The organism is Glutamicibacter sp. Je.9.36 (assembly GCF_051129975.1).
Taxonomy (GTDB): Bacteria; Actinomycetota; Actinomycetes; order Actinomycetales; family Micrococcaceae; genus Glutamicibacter.
The window spans coordinates 39,992-65,221 of record NZ_JBCPSN010000002.1 but is presented as its reverse complement, the minus strand read 5'-3'; the positions used below and the strand labels follow the sequence as shown (position 1 = coordinate 65,221).

The 25,230-nt window shown below is 51.0% G+C and carries 20 protein-coding genes; 4 read left to right on the top strand and 16 right to left on the bottom strand.

The genetic code is table 11. The annotated features are described in order from the left end of the window. Positions 1-81 precede the first annotated feature (81 nt). Positions 82-1,929, bottom strand: a complete 1,848-nt coding sequence (locus AAZQ98_RS04630; RefSeq protein ID WP_400342293.1) for a hypothetical protein — start codon at positions 1,927-1,929, stop codon at positions 82-84. Between the two features lie 1,293 nt (positions 1,930-3,222). On the opposite strand from AAZQ98_RS04630, the gene AAZQ98_RS04625 reads away from it, so the two are divergent. The 3 genes from AAZQ98_RS04625 to AAZQ98_RS04615 all read left to right on the top strand — a co-directional run bounded on the left by AAZQ98_RS04625 (position 3,223) and on the right by AAZQ98_RS04615 (position 8,061). After that, entirely contained in the window at positions 3,223-3,414 is a 192-nt protein-coding gene (locus AAZQ98_RS04625; protein WP_434690189.1) for a hypothetical protein, read from the top strand. A gap of 1,001 nt (positions 3,415-4,415) precedes the next feature. Further along, the gene (locus AAZQ98_RS04620) at positions 4,416-6,362 is read left to right on the top strand and encodes a heparinase II/III domain-containing protein (RefSeq protein ID WP_434690187.1); all 1,947 of its coding nucleotides are present in this window, start codon (positions 4,416-4,418) and stop codon (positions 6,360-6,362) included. A gap of 286 nt (positions 6,363-6,648) precedes the next feature. After that, complete coding sequence (locus AAZQ98_RS04615) at positions 6,649-8,061, top strand: hypothetical protein (protein ID WP_434690184.1); 1,413 nt, start codon at positions 6,649-6,651, stop codon at positions 8,059-8,061. 116 nt (positions 8,062-8,177) lie between these two features. Here AAZQ98_RS04615 and mutM read toward each other — a convergent pair whose 3' ends face one another. Genes mutM through AAZQ98_RS04595 form a run of 4 tightly spaced genes read right to left on the bottom strand, consistent with a single transcriptional unit; the run spans position 8,178 to position 10,547 of the window. Then, complete coding sequence (gene mutM / locus AAZQ98_RS04610; RefSeq protein ID WP_400342290.1) at positions 8,178-9,107, bottom strand: bifunctional DNA-formamidopyrimidine glycosylase/DNA-(apurinic or apyrimidinic site) lyase; 930 nt, start codon at positions 9,105-9,107, stop codon at positions 8,178-8,180. A gap of 10 nt (positions 9,108-9,117) precedes the next feature. Further along, complete coding sequence (gene rnc, locus AAZQ98_RS04605) at positions 9,118-9,816, bottom strand: ribonuclease III (RefSeq protein ID WP_434690181.1); 699 nt, start codon at positions 9,814-9,816, stop codon at positions 9,118-9,120. 3 nt (positions 9,817-9,819) lie between these two features. Beyond that, positions 9,820-10,023 carry a 50S ribosomal protein L32 gene (rpmF, locus tag AAZQ98_RS04600; RefSeq protein ID WP_013348816.1) on the bottom strand — a complete coding sequence of 68 codons (204 nt, stop codon included), beginning with the start codon at positions 10,021-10,023 and terminating at the stop codon, positions 9,820-9,822. Between the two features lie 2 nt (positions 10,024-10,025). Then, entirely contained in the window at positions 10,026-10,547 is a 522-nt protein-coding gene (locus AAZQ98_RS04595) for a YceD family protein (protein ID WP_181148963.1), read from the bottom strand. A 421-nt stretch (positions 10,548-10,968) separates the two neighbouring features. Between AAZQ98_RS04595 and AAZQ98_RS04590 the strand changes: the two genes are divergently transcribed. Next, positions 10,969-12,183: a CDP-glycerol glycerophosphotransferase family protein gene (locus AAZQ98_RS04590; protein WP_434690176.1), complete on the top strand. Its 1,215-nt coding sequence runs from the start codon at positions 10,969-10,971 to the stop codon at positions 12,181-12,183. A 76-nt stretch (positions 12,184-12,259) separates the two neighbouring features. On the opposite strand, the gene AAZQ98_RS04585 is transcribed toward AAZQ98_RS04590, so the two are convergent. From AAZQ98_RS04585 to coaD, 11 genes are all read right to left on the bottom strand, one after another. Next, the gene (locus AAZQ98_RS04585) at positions 12,260-15,772 is read right to left on the bottom strand and encodes a CDP-glycerol glycerophosphotransferase family protein (RefSeq protein ID WP_434690175.1); all 3,513 of its coding nucleotides are present in this window, start codon (positions 15,770-15,772) and stop codon (positions 12,260-12,262) included. Between the two features lie 302 nt (positions 15,773-16,074). Beyond that, complete coding sequence (locus AAZQ98_RS04580; RefSeq protein WP_434690172.1) at positions 16,075-17,352, bottom strand: CDP-glycerol glycerophosphotransferase family protein; 1,278 nt, start codon at positions 17,350-17,352, stop codon at positions 16,075-16,077. Between the two features lie 48 nt (positions 17,353-17,400). Then, positions 17,401-17,862: an adenylyltransferase/cytidyltransferase family protein gene (locus AAZQ98_RS04575; RefSeq protein WP_105659212.1), complete on the bottom strand. Its 462-nt coding sequence runs from the start codon at positions 17,860-17,862 to the stop codon at positions 17,401-17,403. A gap of 66 nt (positions 17,863-17,928) precedes the next feature. After that, a complete protein-coding gene (locus tag AAZQ98_RS04570) occupies positions 17,929-18,819 on the bottom strand; it encodes a glycosyltransferase family 2 protein (protein ID WP_400288827.1) in 891 nt (296 codons plus the stop codon). A gap of 40 nt (positions 18,820-18,859) precedes the next feature. Then, complete coding sequence (locus tag AAZQ98_RS04565; RefSeq protein ID WP_434690169.1) at positions 18,860-19,678, bottom strand: CDP-alcohol phosphatidyltransferase family protein; 819 nt, start codon at positions 19,676-19,678, stop codon at positions 18,860-18,862. Positions 19,679-19,680: 2 nt separating this feature from the next. Then, a complete protein-coding gene (locus AAZQ98_RS04560; RefSeq protein ID WP_388021784.1) occupies positions 19,681-20,718 on the bottom strand; it encodes a glycosyltransferase family 2 protein in 1,038 nt (345 codons plus the stop codon). A gap of 7 nt (positions 20,719-20,725) precedes the next feature. Beyond that, entirely contained in the window at positions 20,726-21,517 is a 792-nt protein-coding gene (locus AAZQ98_RS04555; RefSeq protein WP_388022946.1) for an ABC transporter ATP-binding protein, read from the bottom strand. Between the two features lie 85 nt (positions 21,518-21,602). Beyond that, positions 21,603-22,451, bottom strand: coding sequence for an ABC transporter permease (locus AAZQ98_RS04550; protein ID WP_133833488.1), 849 nt, complete (start codon positions 22,449-22,451; stop codon positions 21,603-21,605). Between the two features lie 136 nt (positions 22,452-22,587). Next, positions 22,588-23,562 carry an LCP family protein gene (locus tag AAZQ98_RS04545; protein ID WP_400288821.1) on the bottom strand — a complete coding sequence of 325 codons (975 nt, stop codon included), beginning with the start codon at positions 23,560-23,562 and terminating at the stop codon, positions 22,588-22,590. Positions 23,563-23,772: 210 nt separating this feature from the next. Beyond that, positions 23,773-24,675, bottom strand: coding sequence for a UTP--glucose-1-phosphate uridylyltransferase GalU (gene galU / locus AAZQ98_RS04540; RefSeq protein WP_133833489.1), 903 nt, complete (start codon positions 24,673-24,675; stop codon positions 23,773-23,775). 55 nt (positions 24,676-24,730) lie between these two features. Then, positions 24,731-25,201: a pantetheine-phosphate adenylyltransferase gene (gene coaD / locus AAZQ98_RS04535; protein WP_434690164.1), complete on the bottom strand. Its 471-nt coding sequence runs from the start codon at positions 25,199-25,201 to the stop codon at positions 24,731-24,733. Positions 25,202-25,230: the final 29 nt, after the last annotated feature.

Below are 25,230 nucleotides of genomic sequence, written 5' to 3'. Positions count from 1 at the left end.
ATTTTGGGTTGATATGCCATGGACCGTTCTTTACCCCACGATTTATACGAGAAAAGGGGTAAAGAACGGTGCCCAGTTTTGTTATGATGCATGCCAGGAGATTAAGGCGACTACCGAATATATATCCCTGATTCGTCCACGAGTTAAGGGTTTGTCTTTCAATAGGTCGTTTACATACGCCCAGTTTAAGTCCGGTGCCGCTCCACGAATTTGTTTATCCGCTAACATCCTGGTCAAAACAGATTGAGCATCAGTATAGCTAGCGGACTGCCAAAAATTAACGCCAAGACGGTTTGCCTGCTCGACGAATTGTGCTCTCTCCGCGGCAGTGGGATTCTTATCGTCCAAAATAAATGGATCCAACGTGTTAGGAATGACACGATTCTTGGTATGAGGCGTGCTGGGAGCATTTTCATAAGAACTCGGTCTGCCCAAAGGCAACGAACGCACACCATTGAATCGTCTCAAGTTCTGGAATTCGTCAGATTCAAAGCGCGGTTTATCAAACTCGAAGCTAACCAGATCCGGATCGAATGATTGCATGAGATCGTAGCCTAGGGCATTACCCGAACGTAGGAGAATTGGTGTTGACATTGCGAGCCTGAATCCATGGAGGGAATAAGCCGGATCGATTCGGGTCCCTACGCGGCTCCAGGCCATCGAACCTTGTCCAAAGTGAAACCTAGCGCGACGATGTATCCAAAGGGCATCACCCCGGAAATCCTTTTCTTCGTACTGATCGGCGACCGACTGCCATTTTGCGTTGATCGACCGTGATAAGGAGGCCCAGGCTTCCTCTGAAATATACGTAGAATCTTTGTTAGACCATGGAAGCATCGACCGCATAGCTGCATTCGGATCATTCCTGTCAATTTCGGCGAATCGGTCTGCATAGACGGTTCGGTACATTTCGCCGTATCCACCACCGACAGCAACAACATCGACTGGGATCTCTCTACCATTAGGACCTGTGGTAAGAATTCCCCCACTGTGAAATAGCGGACCTAAAAGTCGCTCAGTGATGGAATGCGCTGGTCCAGGGACAAGTCCTGGACCAGTTGTCCTTTTTAATCCGTATTGCTCGGTCAAGCCATCCGCGATGATTCGATCCCGAGTTTTCTCGGGACCGGAACAGAAAAATCTGAACTTATCCTTTACTCCTGCGTGGGTGATTGCTCCTAGCACCAGACGCGAATCAAACCCGCCGGTAATGTGAGCGATTTTCATCTGAGAACGAGACCCTGCGACAGCAACAACGTTCTCGATAATGTCTTGCCGCGTCTTCCTGAGCAACTCGAAATAAGAGTCTGAGTTGCTTTCCAAAAGTTCATTTCTCATATTAACTATTTGGAATGTTCCAGATTTGATCTGGATGAATTCAAATGAATCTAGTGTCTTAATCTCGTCATAGCTAGAATCAGTAGTACCACAATTACCAATTAAAAGTCGTTCGACTTGGAAGTTGTATGACTTAGTCGTTCGAACACCGTCAGCTTGCAATGCGCTGTTCAATGAAGCTATATCTGTTGAAGCATAGTATTTCCCTTCTACATTGTAGTAGTAGACTATCGCGCCGCCGAGCGGGTCTGGCACCACTACGGCTTCTTGGTTCGTCTCGTCCACCACAAATAGAGCATTGGGGTTGCGGGTCCGAGATATCCAGCTTGCTCCGGTGCTCCGAAGGGTATCACTACCAGCGATCAACGGGACGAGAGAATCTAGATTCTCACGAGCCGAAATGACGCGGCCGTCGAATATAGCCGCTCCGTCTATCGTGTATCTTCTATCTCCGACAACGTTTGTGGACTGCCCGTTCAGGAGAGCCATTTTAGCGCCGTCTTGTCGCAATGGGTCATATCTGATGACGGGCGCAACGGTGCCAGTTATCGTTTTGGAATCCGCAGCTTCTGGGACAGAAATATTATCCATTCGCCCAATATAACACCTTGATAACTTATCTTTCGAAATGCACCTGAAGTTCATAGCAGCAGCAGCTGCTTATACAAATTAGTCATCATCCGGCCATCTGCGATCCATAGAACATCTCCACTTCGAGCAGAATTTTACTTTATTGAAAGTTAGAAACACTTTCAGCAATGCAGGTTTCGATAGGCACCAGGAAATTTCCAGAGAACAACGAAGTATTCTCAGACGTTTCCGGTATCTTGCATACTTCCTGAAGGAGGGGACATTTCTACTCTCGGCTATCCATCCGTGTCACGACGTCTAGCCTTTATCTATCCATAGGATCATAGAAGCGAATACTGCTGGTGCGCCAGCAGAATACTAGTTTATTAGCGGTAAGCCCTCTTCGACTTATAGCGAGGTGAACCTGAAAGAAAAGTAGGGCTCGCAATCCCTTCTGAACCGTCTGTAACTGTTTGTAGGGGCTGGCCTGGGACTAGCTGGCAGGGTGATATTGGTTCTTCGGACCCGATGTGACTCATGAACCGATTGACTCCTAAAGGGTGTCATTTCCGGTATCTGTCCGTCTGGCTGGACGGACAGGCATCGACCCCGCCTACCGCGACGGCCTGACTAGAAGCCAACCCAATCTTCGTGGATTGTGGCCCCATACAGGCCTGCCTCGTAGTGAACTTCTCCCGGGCCGATATCGGACACGACACGGCTCACAAGAAGGCGGCATCTTATGCCAATTACGGCTGATCACTAGCAATTTAATTTCTGCGTGGACACTCACGCAGCAACGCATGCATACGCGATTTTCGAATCGGCTTCAGGTCGGGTTCTGGCTCAAGAAACCTTCTCGACCAGTTCCACCGGCCTCACCCATGTAGCAACCTGGATCAGGCGCCGAACCGAGGACAATATCGACTCTGTTCTTATCATGGGCGAGTCCACCGGTTCTTACGGAGCCGACATATCCGAACGACTAACGCCGAAAAGATATGTGGTGTGGTTGAAGCACCCGCTCCATCAGCCAAATGGCTCCGAGGCAAGGGAACACAGACAATCTGGACGAAAATACAGTAACTAGATCGGCACTAGTAATGGATCTTGAAAAGCTGTGTGACCGTCGAGCAGGCGATGTGCAGACCGCGCTTAGAGTACATAGCGTAAGGCGCGACCAGATGATTACTGATCGGCTTCGAGTCAATAACGCACTGGCGAGGCTGATACGGGCGAATGATTCAAATATGAATGCCCGCAAGCCGCTGAGCGCAATGCAGAGCAAGAGTATGACAACATGGCGCGAACGAGATGAGCCACTTGGCACTGGTATCGCCCTCGGTGAAGCTGTACGTCCAGCGCACAACAGATCAACGGGCTGGATTGCGACCTGAAATTAACCAGATAAAGCTCACCGAGCTGACTTTTGAACATACACCGTCACGGGTGGCGATGCAGGGCGTGTCTTCTGACCAGGCCGTTCGTGCCCGTGTCCCGCATTAGCCGGTCAACCGTGTGTTTGGAGAGCTCGGGGAAGCCGCTGCGGCGCAGCTATGCGGCAATCTTCTGACGACTGTAGAGGATTTCCGGCCCAAGCCGCTCCCCCAGCATCTGGATCGCGGCGCCCGCGCCACGAGTCGATGATCTAGGCGTCCTCGATGGCGCGCAGTGCCCGCTGTCTTGTTTTCCAGACCCGCTGGTTCGTGCATCGACCCGCACGCCTGCTGACGGAGGACGGCGCAGATCAGCGTCGGCGAGGGTCCAGCTTCACCGCGAAGAGAATCGATGTAATCTTCAGGGTTTCATTGACTTCCTTCAGATCCCGGTTTTGGGCAGGTTGGCGCTTGCGCTAATCCTGATAATCGGTGGTTGACCGATCCTTCACTCCGGTGTCAACATGGGTCGGGAACACCCAACGACGCAAGGACTCGGGACCGGCATCCAGTATCGGAGCAAAGACCTTGCAAGCCGCGTGCACGCATGGGTGTTCGGGGAGACGATCCAGGACCAGCTGTACGGCACGGTCACGATCTTCGGAAGGCTACTTCTTGGGTATGGTGTCATCTTTCTCTCGAAAGACAGTGGCATCAAACCGCGTACGGTAAACAGTGGTCGACTTTTCGTGATCTTGTGTAGATCTTGACGCCCTAGTCTGCTATCAACCCTTCAAGCACCTCTCGATTTTTGTGAGCTTCGAGAAGTTCTTTCGCCCAAATTAATCCTTAGTGTTTCCGCGCGGGTACTTATTACTGAATGGAAATAGTACTCCATCACTTTCAGAAAAATATGTATGCTGGTGACTCAATGATAAAATTTATTGAAGTGTCAATATCTCGCATTTGACTCTACATTCACTAGATAGCACTCCTCCCTGAACTTCCAGAGGATCACGTAGAAAGTTGTTTTCATTGGAGAGAAATATCAACGATCCTGACGTCTTCGATTCTCTGGACCAAATCCAAATTCGTCAGTACATCGTGAATCGTTTTAAATCAAGTTCAACCATGAGCACCCTCAGGAATCTCCAGAATTTTACTCTGTCCGGCTCGCTCTCACATCCCAACTGGGGATCTGTGGAGATATTAGTGAATGGAACTATTCAACTATCGAATAACAATAGCGTGAATCGTTTTGTACAGGGGTGGATATTTCTTTCTGGGTGGTACGCAGCTTTGGAGTCCTCCGCCAAAGACTTCGACCATGTTGAAAATTTCGTTCTAATCTGGATTGAACAATATGGCTCATTGCAGGAATCCGATTTAAGCTACAAGACTGTCTATCATGATGAAACCACCGCGCAAAGATTAGCTGCAGCTATCCATTTACATCACCTTTGTATGAGGCATAAAAGAACCCGTTTGATCAGTGAACTACAACGTTTAATGGACCAAACCGCGGCACTCCTGTACACAGACGATTTCTATGCTGGAAAAAACAATCACGGTATGTTCCAGGCAAAGTCTCTGCGAGACTATGCAGTCTATGCTGACTGGGCAGAGCATGCCACTCGATCCAACTTCTTAGCCCGCTCCCTGACGCGTATTTCTGAGTATTTTGCATATTCCTTCACGTCCGAAGGAGTGCATATCGAACACAGTCCGTCCTATCACCTAATGATAGCTAGACATATTCACGAACACTCATTGTTCATGGAGGCTGCTTTCGGTGTTATTCCCCCTGAGTTAAGCAAGATACTCGCGAGTGCCGAATCGCATACGATTCATTGTGTTCAACCAGACGGGAAATTTCTCCCACTAAGTGATACTGCGCAAGTTGCTCTTTCAGGAGCACGGAACAACGTTTTCAATAGCGAGGAGTTTGCTTACGTGTCTTCTTGCGGTTCGCGAGGTAGTGAACCCGGTACCCGCACATTGTCGGAACCGGTCTCTGGATACTTTTTTCATCGCACGTCTTGGAGCGATAGTTCGGCTGGATATCTGGCGTTTATAGCTGCATACAACGGGGCCTACCACAAACATTCGGATGATCTCCACGTGTACCTTTGGAAATATGGCTACGAATTACTGACTGAAGCTGGACCTTTCGGCTATCAAATGCAAGATGCCATGACAAAGTATGCTTTCAGTCAATTTGCACACAATTCAATTGCGCTGGACTATAAATCTTTACCCCGGCATGACAGAAAATATGACCATGTTTCGATGACTCGCAGCCGAGTCGGAGAACTCGGGGAAATTTATGTAAGAGCATCAAACCCCAGGTTCACCGGCACTACCCATAATCGATCATTATTCATGTCCGATGATCTGCAACGCATCCGAGTGGTAGACAAACTAAGTTCAGAATCTAACCATATCTACTCATTAATTTGGAATTTTGTTCCGTTTCTCAGAGTAGAAATCTTTGAGAATTATGTCATAGGTTGTATCGATTCCTTACCTGTCATCAGGCTCGATTTTTCTGGCGTCGATATCCAGAAGATCGTTCGCTTTACCGGGCTAAGTGGATCTCGTCCGCGAGGATGGCGCTTTCCGAGTTTTGGTCACAAAGTCCCTGGCTCACAGATTCAAGTTATATTCGAGGGCCGGTCGGAAAGTGTAACTACCCTCATCACAACCTTCGACTTTGAAGCGAAGAAGCTTGGAAACTCCACCCCAAAGCAAATAACTAGCCTACAGGAGACTCCAAAGGTTTCTAGCGCCCTCCCTTCCATTCCACATGAAGGAGTCGAAGTGAAGGATCGTCAAAGATCACAGTTTGGTACTCTGCTTTGCCTTAACCATGTTCTTCGACTTGATCGTTGCAGCAAAGACACACGAGCAGTGATCCGTATTTACTACGAAAACGAACTAATACACGAGCACCGAGGGTTGGTTAAAAGTATGGCCTTCACTGTAACGCGGAAAGGTAGATACCGAGCCAGAATTTTTCCTAAGGGTGCAAACCATGCCATGAAGGCTTTCACGTCCGACTGGGTTCTTGTCCCCTAGGTTAGCAACATTGTTGAATGCGGGTTCTCCACCGCGCAAGTGGTGGCGTAGAACTATTGATTATAGGCGATGTGTGTCCCCAGCTGATAGCTTAAGATTCGCACTTCTACAATCAAAAATATAGGAAGAATAAATCGCGCAGCTGTGTCACTTACGAATAGAATATCTTCAGCCAAACTCGGGGGAGACGAACGCGTTGGGTCACGATTCAGTTGACGACCATCCGTGAAACAATGATTACGAGAACATAGATTAGTTGGGTGCCCCCCCCTCGAAGGAGATAAGCATGGTAGTAGTTTGGCCCGTTCACTTCTCATCTCGATTGATGGGCCGGCGCTTGGGGAGTAGTGGCCTTTCAAGTTTCGCGATCGCTTTAGAAGCATGGCGACGAGGACTAGAAGTGACATTCACGGCGCCCGAGCTACACCTCTACTCCATTTCAGATGGCACCACTAAGATCGACTTCAATTTCGCTAGGCCCGACTCACTTACCCCACGAGCAGACTATCTTCGCCTCGATAGAAAGGGAGAAACCAACCAGATACTCACAAGACACGCAATACCGTCGCCACGGAGTATTCTGCTAGAGACATCGAACACAACATACGAACAGCTGCGTGAACTCGGTTTAATAATGGGATATCCTCTCGTTTTGAAGCCAAATCAAGGTTCAATGGGCCGTGGTGTCTTCTCGAACCTCAACGATTGGAACGAACTTCGGGATGCTTTCCATGAACTGACTGTCATGCTTAAACAAGATACGATCCTTTTAGAGCGTCATCATGGAGGAGACGACTACCGTCTACTTGTGATAGGAAATCGTGTTGTCGGCGCGGTCAAGCGGATACCCGCCAATATTGTTGGTGATGGAAGATCCACCATTGAAGAACTAATCGCCATCAAAAACAACCGTCGGACCAGAAATCCATTTTTGGGTTCTGGGTTAATCAAAGTTGATTACGAGGTCCGCAAGTGTCTGACGGACCAAGGACTGACCATTGACACTATTCCACGGAAAAATCAACAAGTGACATTACGCAGGGTTGCAAATGCATCTGCCGGTGGCGATGTCCAGGACGTAACAGAGACTATTCCTGATGCTATCAAGGAAGCCGCGATACGAGCAGTGCGCGTTCTCCCAAATATCCATATAGCTGGAGTAGACGTGCTCTACGACGGATCTGACGAGACAAACTACGTGATAATTGAAATCAATTCGCGGCCACAGATTGGCGTGAATATGTATCCATCGATCGGCACTGGTCGCGACGTTCCAAAAGCCATACTTGACTCGTTCTTCCCTAGCTCTTCCAGGCCCACCGGTGACTCGTTCAAAACGATCCGCTTTGATCCCTCTGCGGTGCGTAATCTGTTCGCAGAAGGTTTGGCTTCGAAACTAACGTTACCCGCACTGCCTAAGCACGGTTTTCCGTTTCGCCAAAGGTACCTTTTCGACTCTGAGAGCGGTTCTGTTCAGTTACGTCCATATTCAGGTAGAACCATCAAGAAATTAGCACGAATTGGAGGCATTTCAGGTAAAATTACAAGCCGCCCGGATGGTGCACTTGAATTATTTGTTGCCGCTAGTTCAGAGTCTGCGGCACAACCACTTGTCGATAAAGTTTCGGACTTTTGCGGACAATCCGCACAGCCTTCAGCCTGGGACGGAATCGTCACTGTGGGGTTCAGGATCACGTAGTCGTTGTTCATCGAACATGTGAATTGACTTCCCGGGGCTAGCACGAATCGCGTGTTGCCTCTTGATCGGATCCCCGGGAGTGCCAGCCACGAGTAAACGATACTTTGGAATCGCAGCTAACGTCTTGTTCGGCGTGGTCGCGGCTGGCACACGGGACAGCTGTAGGAAGAACGGCCCATGAAGGGATCACGACGAATAAGAGACTCACGACCGTTTTCTCTGCAACGCAGACAGGCTTTGCCTTCGCGCCCGTAGGCGTTCAAGGACCTGGCGAAGTAACCGCTAGCGCCGTTAACATTCACGTATAGAGAATCAAAGCTCGTACCACCAGCGGCGAGGGCGCGTGTCATCACATCAACCAAAGCATTATTGAGGCGTTGCACTTCTGGACGCCTGATAGTGCCAGTATTGCGCAAACCTGAAAGGCCTGCTTGCCAGAGTGCTTCATCCGCATAGATGTTGCCGACTCCGGAAATGATCCCCTGGTCCAGAATGGCTCTCTTGAGTTCTGTCGTCTTTTTGCGAAGCGCGACGTACAGGTCTTCGGGGTTGCGGTGAGGATCCATCACGTCTCTGGCAATGTGAGCGGCCGCCTGTGGGATCGATGCTTTTAGCGACCCGGCTCCGGCAGGCAACCCATCGGTTGTTGCAACCAGTGGGGAGAGGAACATTCCCCCAAAGATACGCTGGTCTACGAAACGCAGTTCACTGGGGAAATCGGATCTTTCGCTGAGTGAGAGCCTGACTTTTAGATGTTTCTCATCGGGAGCATCAGGTTCTTCGACAAGAAGTTGACCGCTCATGCCGAGGTGGGCAACCAATGCTGCAGGAGTTGAAAGGCCTTCGAGGTCCATCCAGAGGAACTTGCCCCGGCGAACCACGGAAGCGATAGAGCAACCGCTCAATGTCTGTTCAAAATCTTCAACGCCGTCGGCATGACGGCGGACGGAACGCGGGTCCAGCACTTGAGCGGTTAGTACCGTTCGAGTGCGAACCCACTTATCCAGCCCTTCGCGGACTACTTCAACTTCTGGCAGTTCTGGCATGAACTAAACGCTATCCCTTAGGTAGCTGCTCACCTGGATGCAGCAACAGCCAAGTCTTGTGCGCCGCTTCCTGCTCAGCTTCCTTCTTGGATGGCCCATGTCCCTGGCCGTATCCCTCGTTTCCGATGTGGAGTTCGGCAAGGTAGGTGCGTGCGTGGTCAGGACCGGAACCAGTGACCTGGTAGTGCATCTCGCCTAGCTTTTGGGAGGCTACTTCTTCCTGGATTACAGTTTTCCAGTCAGTCGTCGCGCCCAGCAGCCGATGATCTTCCAGCAGTGGAGTGACGAAACGAAGCACAAACGAGCGCGCAGCTTCCATGCCTTGAACCAAATAGGTGGCCCCAAGAATTGCTTCCATGGTGTCTGCCAGAATGGAGGATTTATTGGCTCCGTTGGACTGGGCTTCCCCACGTCCTAGGAGCAGGTGCTCCCCCACTTCCAGATCACGGGCAATGATCGCCAAGGCGCGGGTACTGACGATAGCCGCTCGCCGCTTCGCGAGATCGCCTTCTGGCAGATTCGGGAAAGTTGCGTATAGGTATTCTGCAACGCAGAAGCCAAGAATTGAATCGCCTAAGAATTCAAGGCGTTCATTCGTTGGAATGCCACCGTTCTCATAGGAATATGAGCGGTGGGTAAATGCAAGACGAAACGTCTCGGAATCAATATCGATTCCGAGACGCTTCATAAGTTCTTCTTTTGAAGACATGTCTTAGACGTCTGCGACCTTGCGACCCTTGTACTCAAGGAACAATTCGGTACCAGCCGAGTCGGTGACAACCTTAGCCTGGTGAGGCAGGCTGTAGGTTACGCGACCGTTTTCAACGGTCTTCACCAGGTTCGGTGCGGTAGCCTTCCACTGAGAACGGCGGGCACGAGTATTCGCACGGGACATCTTCCGCTTTGGAACAGCCACGACTACTTCTCTTCTCTCTTGTCTGACGTTTTATCATTTGTCGCATCCTCTGCGACAATGTCGGACAGCTGCGCTAGCGCTGCCCAACGTGGATCCAGAATCTCATGATCATGCTGAGGGTCATCGTTGAGACTGATTCCGCATTCACTGCAGAGCCCCAAGCAATCTTCCCGGCAAACCGGCTGGAACGGCAGGGCGGTAACCACTGCGCTCCGTACTACCGGATCGATGTCAATCAAGTCACCGACCACCCAATACTGATCCACATCATCATCGTCTTCGAATTCTTCGCTCTCTTCATAATAGAAGAGCTCTTGAATATCAGCCTCGAAGTCGTACTCGATGGGCTCCAAGCATCGTCCACATTCCCCAGCGATTTGCGCTGTAGCGGTACCCGATACCAGAATTCCTTCATGCACGGCTTCAAAGCGAAGATCTAAGTCAAGCTCAGATCCTCCACGAATACCGATGAGTGCATTTCCCACATCTGCGGGTGCCGAAACCTGCTCATTGAGAGTTTTCATTGAGCCAGGCGAACGGCCGAGCTCCCTGGTTGAAAAAACCAGAGGCGAGTTGCGATCGAGTTCGCCGTGTGACGATCGATCAGAACGCTTTTCGCTAATGATGACTCCTATAGAAACATAGTCCGACATTTCATCTTAGCTTGCCGTAGGCCAAGTTCCCAAACTGAAACCAGTTTTCAGAGCTCGATGCCGGTGTTGCACTCACCACAGCATATCGTAGACGACCTGCCAATCCCTACTTGCACGCGTTGCTAATCCAACATTCCCGACCTTGCAATCCGGGCCGCGGACTTCGAAGAAGAATCGGAATAACGCCACGGGCGAGCGCGACGCAAAACGGCTTATAGCAAACGTCCCGAAGAAAGCCTGCCCAGCGAATTATGCTTGGTCATGCTTCGAATTAAGTGGTGAGGGATTCTCTGTGAAAGTGTTACGAACCGTCAATAGCGTCGTCAAGAAAGTGCAATCGCGCTATGAGACACGGCGACACCTGAAGTTCATTCAGAACCACGCCACAGAACTACGTCACCTGCCCGTGGACGCTGACCGGTACAAGGTAGCGCTGCACTTTCCCGATGAGATGGCCAACGCCTACCAGATCAGGCAATGGTACGAACCGCTTTTAGCCTTGGCAGAATTCGTGCCGGTGGTAATCATCGTACGAAGTCCTGATACTGCACTGTCGCTGCGCAAGGAATGCCCGCTACCGATTCACTTCGCCCCCGCCGTTGTAGATGTTGAGCGATTCATGCAATCCCAGGATCTACGTGTGGTGTTCTACGTGAATCAAAATATCCGGAACTTTCAAATCATGCGGTTCAATGCGCCTAATCATGTCTTCATCTGCCATGGCGAAAGCGAAAAAGCCTACATGTGGTCCAACCAGCTCAAGGCCTACGATTATGTATTTTCAGCCGGTGAAGCAGCTAAAGATCGCCTGGTAAATCACTTGCGCAATTTCGACGCTTCGTTGCGATGCCGGTTAATTGGGCGTCCGCAAATAGATGTGGATTATGCGTCGCCGGTGAACCTGAATAAGGAACTACCAACACTTCTCTATGCCCCAACGTGGGAAGGCGACCGGCCTTCCATGAATTATGGCTCAGTACTATCCCATGGTGAACAATTAATTGACGCCCTGATCAAGGACGGCGGATTCAACGTTATTTTTCGTCCCCATCCACGTTCTGGAATGGGTGCGAAACCCTATGGGCAAGGCGTAGAAAGAATCCGAAAACAGCTGAGGGCGCACAGCGAAACTTCAAAAGCCCAATTCATTTTCGATGACTCGGCCCACTGGGGCTGGCAGTGGTCAGCTGCCGACCTTTGCGTGACTGACATTTCCGCAGTTGCTTATGACTTTTTGGCGACAGGGAAACCAATGTTCGTGACGCAACCAGTGTCCACCGAGGCTACCGTTGATGAAACTCCAGCGCTGCAACAGGTGCCTGCCCTTACAGCTGCATCGGCAACGGAAATCAGCCGGCTGGCGCGAGAGGCCTTGGCCGGCAGCAACCCGCAGCTACGAGGACTGGTGAATTACTACTTTGGCGACGTTTCCCCCGGTGCCAGCATGCAACGTTTCATTGCAGAAACGCTGGCGCTAGTGCAAGAAGACAGCGTCACTGATCACTAGCCAGCTTCAGCAGCATAGTGGTGCCGGGCCTGCAAGAGGCCCGGCAACACAATTTCAATAAGCTGCGGAGTCTTCCTTATTTGAAGAAGCGCTCAACAACGCGTCGCGCAGCATGTCCGTCATCGTTTGGGGCAAACTTTTCAATGAATTCGTCTCGATTCACCCCTGGCAGATCAGCCCCCGCCAAGGCTGACGATAGTGCATCCCAAAGGTCGCTCTCTTCTTCAACAATTGGGCCAGGCAACGCACTCTCGTAGTCCAAATAGAAACCACGCAGATTGTCCCGGTAGTTCTCCAGATCGTATGCATAGAAGATAATTGGTCGTCGCAACAGCGAGTAGTCGAAGAACACCGACGAATAATCAGTAATCAATACATCAGAAGCAAGGTACAGTTCCTGAATATCTGGATGACTCGAGACATCGATAATGCGGTGCCGCAGGCTCTCCGGAATCGACACGGCATTTGATACCAGCACATGCATGCGCAACATCAAGATGGTATCTTCGCCAAAACGACGGTCGAACTCCTCCAGATCCATTGGCAGGTCGAATCTGAATTTACCGCGGCTTGAAGCCGCATCGTCACGGAATGTCGGCGCGTAAAGTACGGTCTTGATTCCTGGGGGTATTGCAAGCTCATCACGAACACGCTTTTCTTGCTCAGCAACGTCGGTACCGGTCAAGATGTCGTTTCGGGGATAGCCAAGCTCCACGGCTTCGCCTGAGAATGCATAGGCGGATCGCATGATCTCGCTCGTGTAGCGAGAAGGCGAAATGAGGTGCGTCCATTGGCGCGTTGCTCGTGTAACACGCTCAAGATACCCCTCATCGCGGCCTTGAACTTCGCGAACATCGAGTGCCATCTGCTTGAGTGGTGTTCCGTGCCAGGTCTGCAGGAACACTCCCTTCGCGCGACGCTTCACATAGTGCGGGAAGCTCTGGTTATTCACCCAGTATTTTGCCCGTGCGAGGTGCCAGAAATATTCCGGTGACAATCGCTTAACGGTAGTCGTCAAAGGATCGGAGAAGCGGTGCTTTCCCGAGTAAACCCATACCTTGCGACGTGTGTCACCTTGTCGCAGCAATTCCTCGTAAATATACCGAGGAGAGTCGCCGTACTGATTCCCGAGACCTGATTCGAAGACGATGAGGTCTTCTTCCATGGGAGCAAGCTTGTACAACTTGTATAGCTTGCGCATGACGTCAAAGTACCGCTTGTTCCTACGGAACTTGTTCTTCAACTTAACCGGCAATTCGGCACGCCAGCCAACGTTGGGTCTGCCGCGCAGCTCGGCTCGCTCGATTTCTTCCGTTATGCGTTGCGAATTGTTTTGGTCCCGATGGGTCATGAACACGTCAGCACGTTGGCGGTACTTGTCTTCCATGGCTTTCCCTCGTTGCAGGGTACGTGAAAGATCATCCAGCAATGTTTCTGCGTCAAAGGCAATGCGGCCTGGCAATTCGTCGTCCAAGTTCAAATGCGATCCGCTCGGTCCCAAGAAGCGAGAGCGATCGAACTGGTAGTAGTGAACAGGCTTGTGCAGGAAGCTGAAGTCAAAGTTCACTGAAGAGTAATCCGTGACCATGATTGCCGCGGTCTTGATTAGTTCCTGGACGTCAATTTCACCTTGGACAATTAGTCGAGCGGGCGCGCCAGCAAAATGATCCCTGAATTGCATCATGTTGGGATGGAGGCAGAAAACAACTTCCAGGCCATACCTCTGGACTAATTCTGCAAGTTCCGCCGAATTAAGCAGGTTTTTCCATTGCTCGAGGTAGTCCGATTCTAGGAAAACTTCCTCATTCTGCAACCAATCACGCCACGTTGGGATGATCAGGAGCATGTTCTCGTTAACACTCAAATCCGTCGCCAGCAAGGAATCGAACCGCGATAGCCCGGTGACCTTGACTTCGCCAGGCGAGTAGAGGAAGTCCTTAACGATGTACTGCTTCTCGCGCTCAGAGGAAACCATGAAAAGGTCCGTCGCAAAGCCAGGTGAATTCTTGCCGTAGTTGGGAACCATCCATTTGGTTCCCATGACGCCATGCTGCAAGAACACCCGAGTAGCGCGGCAACGCGAGGAGAAGCTATGGTGCCTTGTTGGGTACAAGTAATCGGCATGGTGCGTGCCGATGACTCGTTGCGCACGAATAGCCAATTCAAAATGTTCTTTGCTGCCATGGAAAACGACGTGATCCATGGAATCGAAATTCCGCAAATCGGGAGCTTTCTCATCGATGACATAGTATGCATCAATATCTGGGCGTTCTTTGCGCAGGTATTTGAACAGATGCAGCCCGTTGTCCTGAGCCTTGTAGGATAGTTCGCCGACGATCCAAATCGGCTTCGAATCCGATGGCTGGCTGATTGGGAAACTGCGCTGTTTAGCGTTAGCAAGTACGGCAAAGGCTTCTTTGTCGAACACTTCCAGAATCACCGATGTTGATTTTGCTTTGAAGGTGAAATACGGAGAAATCGCTAGAGTCTTTTCACCGATTGTCACCGCATCTGCACGCGTCGTGCTGCGCACGGCAAACGGGGTACGAGTCACTCGAATGCGTGCAAGCTCACCGCTGGAATTCGAAGTCGCCAGCAGATAGAGATCGTAGTTATCGCCACGATCGATCGCCTCCCAGTCAGCAGATTTGAAATCCAGGGTTGCTGACCAGCTGTAGATAGCACGTCCAAAGCGCTTTGCTGCATGCTTTTCGTCGAAAACCAGCTCCGCTGGAACTTCAACTGCAAATTCCGATTTACGTCCAACCAGTTGCAAAGTGACTGAGGACAACCGGTCGCTCTGCGTTTCCAGAACTCCGCCCAACGACAGCATGCCGTCGTGGATCCGGGTGATGTCAGTACGAATTCGATATTTGAAGCGTAGAGGACGGTTCAGGGCCAAAGCCACTTCGGCCTTCTTATTGATATAAAGTCCTACGCTGCGTTCGCCTGAATTATAGACCGTGTCATGGCTAAAAGTAGTCGACGAGAACCGCCCCAGAATACGGTGGGCGATAACAGGGCCGTTGAGGATTAGTTCCCCGGCGTCGATCCGTTCCCGGACCTCTTTGCGCCTGAGCAATTCACCGTCTTCAGTTAGCTGCAACCATGCGATTCCCGGAGGCAATTGATCGAATTCGGAGCTGAAGGTCAGTGCAAGACGAACCGTACCGGCGTACAGGTCATTTTCCAGAGTCACTTGGTTGTCATCTGCGTCATCCGAATCAGGAACGCTGGATTCCGGCTCTTCGTTGCTGGAAGCGAGTTCGCGATAGTCTTGCCACCGATCAAGAAGGGGATCCAGAGAGATCTCAGCATAGATTCGATGGGATTCATCGTGACCGATTTTGACTAGATCAGACGTAAGTGGCGCAACAGAAAGAACGATGTGGCTACCGTGTAATACCGAAACGGATTGCACGGGATGGGCAACGCTAGCGTCCAGATGCAGAACTTCATCACGAATTGCAAGGTTCAGCTCTTGGTAGCCGCTGTAGTAGCGATACTTTTTGCGCTTTAACCGCTGGGTACGCAAAGTCTGCATCGCTGACTGCGCCAAGTCTTGCATAGCTCGAATTTCAACTGCCACGAATAGTGTCCTTCAATGTTTTAGCTGTTATCCCCCGCGTCAGTCTTTCAGCGGAACAGCCTGGAAATCGCGCGTGTACAACATGAATAGGCCGCTAGCACCACACGGCAGTGGCCGTCATTTCATGTGATCCACAGTCTAAGATTACCGCCCATGGGCGCTCAAATCAGTTTGAAACCGCCACGGACACCTGCAAATGGCCATAGAGTCTGCCTCGACTGGAGCGTTGTCATTATCTGGCGCTTAAAGCAATTGGTCCCAATTCGTATGGTACGAATCGGGACCAAGGAGTCAGCGGACCTCTAGCTGTGCCAACCCCGGAAGTTCTCCAGCTTTCCTTGACGTTCAACAATCAGCTTCTGAATGACGTCCTGGAATCGCTTAGTTGAATCGCCTCGGTTCAGGTCGCCAAAGTAGAACTGGCGCATTTCAATGCGCTGATCCTTGTGTCCGTCACGAGTCAGTGCATCGGCGAGCAGGTCTCCAACGTTCTTCACGCTATCTTGGTCTACCACGTGGCAGGCCTGCGCAACGGGTGCATCGCGGTGAAGAATTTCGCGGTTACTACGTCGGTCGGAAATGACTAACGGATTGCCCGGGTGGAGGTACAGGTAGTCCAGGCCTACGCTGGAAACATCGGTAATCAGCGCATCGATCGACTCGAACATGGCCAAGATATTGCCCTGTTCGGATATCACGTGCTCTGCGCCGGCTTCATTGGCAGCTTCGATCATTTCCAGAATGCGTGCGTGTGCCTGAGCAACGCCAGGAGTATTGCTTTCCTGAATTCGTGGGTGCGGCTTGTAGACGACGCGCCAAGAAGGGTTCTCCAATAATGACTCGACAATGGCAACACCGTATTTGTCCAACGAGGTGTAGTTGTTGTCTTCGTTTTCCCCTTCCCACGTCGGCGCATACATGACATCGAACTTCTCGCTTGGTTCCAATTCGAGTTCGAAGTTGATATCCAGCTGCGGACGACCGGTGACTTCTAATTTGTTGAACTCGAAGTCAATCAACATTGCCTCGTGGCGCTTGATGGCTGCAGGGCCTGCGACAAAAACCTTGTCGTAGGCCTTGGCCTTATTCGAAACCATCGAGAGTTTGTCGCTCTCACCATGGTTTACATGCACGTGAACAAGCCTTGGGTGATCCAGGGACTGGAAATTCGTGCGCGAATTGTTGGTGTATATGACCAGCTTCAGGTCATTGTCATCATAAAGATCCATGAGATCGGTCAATCGGCGTACATAGATCTGTGGCAGGTCTGTAAATTTCTCCGCCGCTTTGAAAGCACTCAAAGTACGGAAGACCAGCAGTACTTCTTCTTTCTCATGCAGTTCTTCAAGCACCGGAAGCCACTGAGTCACCTGATAGATCTTGTCAGCGCCATCTCCGAAGTAAACCGCTACAGATCCTGGTACCGGAATATTGGATACACCAACATTCACATTGGCCGACGGACGACCGGTTAGCCCCATCAGACGGGATATCCGTTTTGCTTCCGGACGTCGCCCCACTTTTTGCAGGGCGCCCTTTACGCTGGACTTGATGGAGTCTGTGATGTGCTCGCTAGCCATGAGTACTTTCAAATCTCGAAAACAACAACTTACAACCAAACGAGTTTACTAGCTCAGTTCCTTTACGATCTGGCTCAAAGTGTCCAATGTGTTCTTTAACGACGTGACATGTCGCTCATCGAACTCGCTCAGGACACGTTTCATTTCGGTTGTCGAGATACCGGAGGTACGTGGAAGGTAGACAACTTCGACCTCATCACCGAGGTCGTCAAACTTGCCCTTCCAGTCTTCGCCGATGCCGAAGACCTTTGCATCGTACTTCTTGATGTCAGTACGTTTCTGTTCCCAGTTCTCTTCGGGAATGGCGAGGTCTACGTATTTGATGGCCTGGACGATCTCGAGACGCTGTTCGAAAGGAACTACAGGCTTCTTGCCCTTGATGGCGTTGAACTCATCAGTGGATACGCCAACAACCAGGCGGTCGCCCTTCTCCTTAAGACGCTTCAGGATATTCAGGTGGCCGATATGGAACAGGTCAAAAGTTCCGTACGTCAAAACAGTTTTAGTCATGGGTCCCTTTCGAAGTAAGGTAATAGCTTCGCTTGCTCAGCTAGTGGCGCTCACTTGTATTCGTCGTTAGATAATAGGCAGACGACCCGCGAGGGTCATGCGAACTATTGTTTTCCATCTAAGTTTAGGCCGTGGTTCACGGTACCAGGGGCTGCCGGTCCAACCTGCCCGCCATCCGGCTATGTACTGGGACACAGCGCTTTTGTTGTGTCGCAGCCGCAAGCACTCAATGAGCATCCAGGTTGTTGGATAGATCCAACGCAGCGGCACGGGCAAGTTACGGCGAGCCAGCCACACCCGGTTTCGGGCATTCAAACGATAGAACTCGTCGTGGCGTCGTGGATCCACGATTGGATGGCCAATCTGCATGTCGCCGGCATACCAGACGTAAGTGCCGGTGTCCCATACACGCCAGGCAAGTTCGATGCCTTCATGCGCGTACCAGAATCCCCCTGCCCAGCCACCGGTGGAATCAAAAATTCTACGGGTAGTAACTAGGCAAGTTTCACCCACGTGGAAAACTTTGCTTGGTTCAACTGCCGTTCTTTTTTTCAATCGCGGGATCCAACGTCGTGGATTCTGTTCTTCGTTTTCCGGATCAGTGATGCGCGGCTGCAACAGCCCCATGCGAGGGTAATGCTTGAACCGTTCGACAGCCGTAATCAAGAAGTCATCATCGATGAACCATGAATCGTCATCGAGGAAGCACAAGTATTCGCCATTTACCTGGTTCACTCCAGCATTCCGGCCGGCCGGAATGCCCAAATTCTCTGGAAGAAAATGAGTCTTGATCCCTTCAGGGATATCCGTAGGATCCCATCCGTTGCCTACGACTACAGCGTCAATCAGCACTGAGCGTTGGGCCAGCAAAGATTCCAGGGCGCGTCGGAGCTCAACCGGGCGGTTACCCATGGTCAACACAACTACGCCGATGGTTGGCTTGATCTCTGCAGGCATTTGTCCTCTAAGGCGGTGGGATATACGGAATTAGGTCAAACTATGCTTTGAGTCGGGACGAGGCCATATTGGAAAGGAAATGCCCAAAGTTCACCAAGACGCATGCAGGCAACAGGATCCAGATCATCCACTTTTCAGCGACTCCTGGAATACCAACGATTACGGAGATAATTGAGCATCCAAGAATGATCAGCGATAGTTCCACTGCGTGCAGTAGCTTATGGAATGGCAAGAAGCGAGCCAAGGAACGCAGCTTTCCAACGAATGAAATTGTTGGAACAGATCTGGCGGCGGCAGTATCCGGCAATTTCCCGAGACCCGCCATGCCTCTGGCCGCATGAACCATGAGTGACTGCGAACGGTTCAGGACCAGAAGAACCGACAGGCAAGCGGCCATGAACAGTGTAGGCCAGGCCTGCTCAACTGAGGAATCATCCGCAGATAGTTCTCTGAAGACTCGGTAGCCCAAAGCAATTGGGATCAGCGCCTCTGTTGTGTGGTGCCCAACCATGTCAATGAAAATACCGCGAGGAGATTGAGTTCCCCTCCAACGTGCGACTTCTCCGTCAGAACAGTCAAAATACAGCTGGAGCTGCGACAAGATTACTGCCAGCAACGGTCCCCAGATGCCAGGGATCAACAGCGCTAGAGACATGAACCAACCCGCAAGAATCATCAAGCCGGTAACGCCATTGGCACTGATACGCGTGCGCACCAGTATTGCGGTGAGGTAAATGGAGATATGGCGCAGGTACAGCTCAGCTGTCCAGTGCTCGGCATTCTTACGCGCACGGACTTCCGGAGGTTGGCAGACCGCACGCAGCTGTTCGAGCGTTGGATTCTTTGGACGTTCAACCATGATTACCTAACGCGCCCTTTGTCGACAGTGCCGGCTGCCCCGCAAAAACGACCCTTGATGTATCCAAAAGCCCAAGGCAAATGGATTGCGGGGAAAGCACATGCTGCCAGCAACTTGTCTTTCAATCCTTTTGCGTTGCTAGTCAGCCCCGCAGCCAACGCGATCGCTGCATAGACCGCAGGTACGGCCTTGGCCAAGTTCAAAACTACGCTCACACCGGTTGGGGCTGCTTCGCGAACTAGCGGCTCAATTACAGTTGCCGCTAGTCCCGTTGCAACCCCCAAAAGCAATAGTGGTGGAACATCGTGGCGCAACGACTTACCTTCAGGGAAGCGCCGCGCAATTTCTGCTCGCCAAGTCCCCGAGGCCTTGGACTGGCTAATCAAGGATTTGAAGCTATCACGCGGATAGTAGCCGACCTTTAGTTCTGGATCGAACCAAACGGTGTGGCCCGCCTGGCGAATACGCAAGCAGAGTTCCCAATCCTGGGCTCGCCATAGTTCCTCGTTGTAGTAACCGACTTCTTCAAATACTTCGCGACGAAAGATACCGAGGTACGCAGATTCAGCAGGGCCTTCTGGGGCACCCGAATGATATGCCGGTCCGCCAAAACCAAACTTCGAATGATAAGCCGCTGCGATTCCTCGCTGGACAGGTGTACGCCCTTTTGCGTCCATCAGTCCCCCAACGTCGTGCGCATTCACGCGAAAAAGAGTTTCGATTCCACGTTGTGTGTAGTGCGACGGCAGCTCGCTATGGGCGTCGACGCGAATAACTATCGGCAAAGTAGACGCCCGAATAGCCAAGTTGAGACCAATGGGTGTTCTGCCAAGAGGATTATGGACTAATACGATTCTTGCGTCGGCATCAGCCAGGCGTCGGGCAACGTTGTTTGTTGTATCAGTACTGGGCCCTAATGCCAGTACAAGTTCCTTCTCGCCAGAATAGTCCTGCCCCAAGATCGAACTTACCGCTTCTTCAAGGTAGTCCGCTTCGTTCAGCACGGGCATGACATAGGAAACGCCAGGAAGTTGAGTCATGCGGGCCTTACTTCTTCGCTTTCAAGAATTTCTGATATTCCTTTATCACTGAAGCAGTGTCACCATCCATCATTTGCACACCCTTTTCAATCCAGATGCAACGATCACAGGTTTCCTTGATGGAATTCATAGAGTGGGAAACATTGAAAATGGTACCCGCGCTATCCCGGATTTCGCGGATTTTGGCCTCACTGCGCTTTCGGAATTTCGCATCGCCTACAGCAAGAGCCTCATCAACAATGAGGATGTCATGTTTTTTAGAAGCTGCAATCGCGAACTTTAGCCTTGCGCCCATGCCCGAAGAATATGTACGCATTGGGAGGTCGATAAACTCTTCGAGCTCGGCAAATTTCGTAATCTCTTCCCGCATCTTCTCGACTTCAGCGCGGCTATATCCAAGCGCCAACCCGCCTAGGGTAATGTTCTTGTCGCCTGAAAGATCGGGGATTAAAGCTGCGCCTACGCCAAGTAGGCTGGGGCGTGAACGAGCGAATACTGCGCCATCCGATGGCGGAGTCAGTCCAGTGATGGCCCTAAGCAACGTGGATTTGCCCGAGCCGTTCGAACCAATTACACCGATTGATTCATTTTCATAGGCGACAAAGGAAATTCCCTTGAGCGCATGAACTGTTCGAACACCTCTGAGCTTTGGTTGGAGAAGGCGGCGGGCGCCTGCGTTTCCAATTGCCTTGCCACTTGCAAACACCTCATACTTCACATGCAGATTATCGACGATGACGACAGGCTGCCTTGACGAATCCACAGTAATCGACTGCGACTCGACTTGGTCAGGCGTCACAACATCGATGAAGGAGGTGTCATCTGAGAATATAGGCGCTGGCTCGTACTCCGGATGCAGCTGCGGGTTAATCAGATCATCGAAACTAATTCGCACGTCCGTACCTTTCTTCGGCCTTCCAGAAGAAGATCAACCCAGCGATAAGCATGAAAATTGCCCAAACGGATATAACCCACCATGCCTGCGGGTCATACTCAGCATGATCCATGATGAATCCACGAGCCAATTGCAGGGTCTGATATATCGGATGTATGTCGAAGATTGCAATCATCCAGGGCCAATGATTCAGAAGTCGTTCTGCGCTGAAAAGCACTCCTGAGGTGTAAAACAGAACGCGGCCAATCATGGGTAACACGTTCGAGAAGTCACGGACGTGCACAGTGATGCGAGCACAAATTAACGCGACTCCGAGGTTGAAAACAGTAAAGATTGCAAGGATCGGTATAATCCCAAACCAAGTCCACTTAGGGCTGGTACCAAGAATCAGAGCGTAAATGAACATCACTGCGATCATTGGCATGAGAGTCAGCAAGTTCTGGGTAACCTGAGCGACAGGCAGAGATAATCGTGGGAAGGCAAGAGATTGCACCAAAGCCGCATTCCCCGTGATCGACTTGGCTCCGCCGTTCATCGAGGTTGAGAAGAACTCGAAAAGGAAAACGCCGATCACGACATAAACGGGGAAATCGACACCTCGTGCGCCGCCCTGCAAGATGCCGAAGACAAATCCGTACACCAAAGCATTGAATGTCGGCTTGATTACGATCCATACCATCCCCAGGCGATTTCGCTGGTTCTGCGATTGGACGCGTGCTTTAGCCAGCTCATAAATGAACTCGCGGCGTTGCCATGTCTGCTTCAGATAGTTGACCAATGTTGGTCTTGCACCAACACGGTGCAAGCCGTATTTTTCGGCCTCATCTGCAACTGTCATGCGAATTATGTCCTCTTGTTCGAATGCTTCTTGATGCATTATCGGCTAAGCATAGATGTACAAAGTCTAGTAGATGGAGAGCTGTTCTTCTGGCTTTCGCTCTTCAGCTTGGTGTAGTACATCCCACATCTACTACTTACGGTGTTTCAGGCGGGTTTTCGCGAAGGTAGTCAGCCATGGCATCGCCTTGCAAAGCTTCGCTAATTTGAGCAATAGCGAGTTCGCTTGCCAATTCTATTGATTGCCCGTCTGCACTAGTCGATGTTCCAGCAGTTGGCATGGTGAACATCTCCATATTCTCCGTGTCCACGTTTTTGAGTTGCAAACCCAGTCCGACCAAGGTTGCGGCATCAAAGTTGTCGTCAAAGGTGAGATAGGGAGAAACCTTGTCGACGATTTCGTACAGCTTGACAGGGTTAGTTAATGTTCCTGATGAGAGCACCTGATTTGCTGCTGCAGCGATGAACTTGCGTTGATTCGCGACACGTTGGTAATCACCATTGGTAAACGACTTTCGCTCGCGCACAAACCGAAGTGCGCGGTCGCCTTCCAGCGTGATGTCGCCGGCTGGGTAGAAGTAGTCCGTGTCATTTGCCGTGAATGGGATCTCATTATTTACAGTCACACCACCGAGAGCAGTCGATAATTCACGGAACCCTTCGAAATCAACCATGGCTACATGATCAAGCTTGGTGCTGAAGAGTCCTTCAATCGTTTGCATCAACAGAGGAACCCCGCCAAGCGATATCGCGGCATTGAGCTTGTTCATTCCATGCCCCGGAATCTCCACATACATGTCTCGAACCATCGACATAACGTAGACCTGTGAGCGGTCTTCCGGGATATGTACAAGCATCATTGAATCGCTACGTTGTGAAACTGCCCCATCAAGAGCTTGAGCATCGGCAGTACCTTCATCTGCATGATCGACGCCCAGTAATAAGACATTCATGGACTTATCTTCAGGATCTTTGATCGGACGAGCTTGCTCCTCGGCGTCTGAAAATCCTAAATCCACGGTATTAGATTTCGTGTTGAACTGGCGCTGCAAATCGAAAAGAACATAGCCGGTGCTGAGCACTGCCACCAGGAGCACTACAACTACAGACACGACGATGCCTTGTGTTCTCTTCTTTTTCCGACGTTCAGATCGAGTCCGCGCGCTCCGCGACAAAAAGACTGAATCTTGGTCTTGCACTATTCTCATTCCTACTCCACCGGGCAACGATCCCCCAAGGTCAACGGCAGCCTGGGTGACTTCGCGCAATGAAAAAGACTACCCAAGATAAATGTGATTATCCTGAGTAGCCTAGGTCAAGAACTAGTCTTCTAGAGTTCTAACGAAATTCTTCAGCCAAGTCTTCAAGTTGGCCCCGAGTTCTTCGTTCTCCACAGCAAGGGCAATGTTCGCTTGCAGATAACTTAGTTTGTCGCCTGTGTCGTAACGCCGACCTCGGAAAACTACAGCGTGCACACCAGCTCCCTCCCCGTCGGCAGTCGCCAACTCTTGTAGAGCATCCGTTAACTGAATTTCATTGCCCCTACCGGGAGCCGTGTGCTTCAGAATCTCGAATACACGGGGATGCAGTAAATAACGTCCAATGACAGCTAGATTACTCGGTGCTTCTTCAACGCTCGGTTTCTCAACCAATCCATTAACTTTGACGTAGTCGGCATCCTCTACCGGGGACACATCTGCACATCCATAAGCACTGATTTGTTTCGGATCAACTTCCATCAGAGCAATAACTGAACCGCCAGTCGACTTTTGAATGTCAATCATGGAAGAAAGCAAGTCATCATCTTCATGGATCAAGTCATCACCGAGAAGAACCGCAAATGGTTCATCCCCTACATGTTGCTTGGCACATAAGACTGCATGACCCAGCCCGCGAGGATCGCGTTGCCGTACATAATGGATATCCCCCAACGCTGTGGCATCTTGCACCAACGCGAGCTTCTTCGTATCACCCTTCGCTTCCAAAGACGCTTCCAGTGACGGAACACGATCAAAATGGTCTTCAAGAGCGCGCTTGTTTCGTCCGGTAATCATCAGGACATCATTAAGCCCAGCACGAGCAGCTTCGGCGACAACGTATTGAATCGCTGGCTTGTCGACGACTGGGAGCATTTCCTTTGGCATTGCCTTCGTTGCAGGAAGGAAACGTGTCCCTAAACCGGCTGCCGGAATGACCGCTTTGGTAATAGCGCGAGGTGCAGACATAGTGTTGAATCCCCTATCTTCGGATTAGTTAATGGCGACAGTATTGCGCAACTACCTACGGATGAGTAAGCCTCTTGATTACAGCGCGCGGGAAGTACTCATCAACGTCCCCGCCAAGAGCCTGTACTTCCTTGAGCAGAGATGAGGAAAGATGCGTGTATCGCGTATCAGCCTGAAGGAAGACCGTTTCAACACCTGTCAGATGCCGATTCATCGTGGCCATGGGAATCTCATAGGCGTAGTCAACAGTGCTACGCAATCCCTTGACGATTGCTTCCGCTCCCTGCTCCTTGCAGAAATCAGCTAGCAGCCCCTGGCCCATCGGCACAGCGGAAACCCCACGCAGTCCACCGACAGTTTCTTCTACCATGGTGACTCGTTCGTCTTCGCTGAAGCGATACTTCTTGGAGTAATTCGTGGACACTGCCACGATCACCTCATCAAAAAGGCTCGCCGCACGCGCAATGATTTCGACGTGTCCATTATGAATTGGGTCAAAAGAACCCGGGCATACCGCTCTTCGCATGAACTGAATCTATCAAGAACTCATGTCAA

Bases quoted from the DNA above. Each gene is read 5' to 3' on its own strand.
- AAZQ98_RS04630 (WP_400342293.1), bottom strand. From the start codon at position 1,929: ATGGATAATATTTCTGTCCCAGAAGCTGCGGATTCCAAAACGATAACT.
- AAZQ98_RS04625 (WP_434690189.1), top strand. From the start codon at position 3,223: ATGAGCCACTTGGCACTGGTATCGCCCTCGGTGAAGCTGTACGTCCAG.
- AAZQ98_RS04620 (WP_434690187.1), top strand. From the start codon at position 4,416: ATGAGCACCCTCAGGAATCTCCAGAATTTTACTCTGTCCGGCTCGCTC.
- AAZQ98_RS04615 (WP_434690184.1), top strand. From the start codon at position 6,649: ATGGTAGTAGTTTGGCCCGTTCACTTCTCATCTCGATTGATGGGCCGG.
- mutM (WP_400342290.1), bottom strand. From the start codon at position 9,107: ATGCCAGAACTGCCAGAAGTTGAAGTAGTCCGCGAAGGGCTGGATAAG.
- rnc (WP_434690181.1), bottom strand. From the start codon at position 9,816: ATGTCTTCAAAAGAAGAACTTATGAAGCGTCTCGGAATCGATATTGAT.
- AAZQ98_RS04595 (WP_181148963.1), bottom strand. From the start codon at position 10,547: ATGAAAACTCTCAATGAGCAGGTTTCGGCACCCGCAGATGTGGGAAAT.
- AAZQ98_RS04580 (WP_434690172.1), bottom strand. From the start codon at position 17,352: ATGGCTAGCGAGCACATCACAGACTCCATCAAGTCCAGCGTAAAGGGC.
- AAZQ98_RS04575 (WP_105659212.1), bottom strand. From the start codon at position 17,862: ATGACTAAAACTGTTTTGACGTACGGAACTTTTGACCTGTTCCATATC.
- AAZQ98_RS04570 (WP_400288827.1), bottom strand. From the start codon at position 18,819: ATGCCTGCAGAGATCAAGCCAACCATCGGCGTAGTTGTGTTGACCATG.
- AAZQ98_RS04565 (WP_434690169.1), bottom strand. From the start codon at position 19,678: ATGGTTGAACGTCCAAAGAATCCAACGCTCGAACAGCTGCGTGCGGTC.
- AAZQ98_RS04560 (WP_388021784.1), bottom strand. From the start codon at position 20,718: ATGACTCAACTTCCTGGCGTTTCCTATGTCATGCCCGTGCTGAACGAA.
- AAZQ98_RS04550 (WP_133833488.1), bottom strand. From the start codon at position 22,451: ATGACAGTTGCAGATGAGGCCGAAAAATACGGCTTGCACCGTGTTGGT.
- galU (WP_133833489.1), bottom strand. From the start codon at position 24,675: ATGTCTGCACCTCGCGCTATTACCAAAGCGGTCATTCCGGCAGCCGGT.
- coaD (WP_434690164.1), bottom strand. From the start codon at position 25,201: ATGCGAAGAGCGGTATGCCCGGGTTCTTTTGACCCAATTCATAATGGA.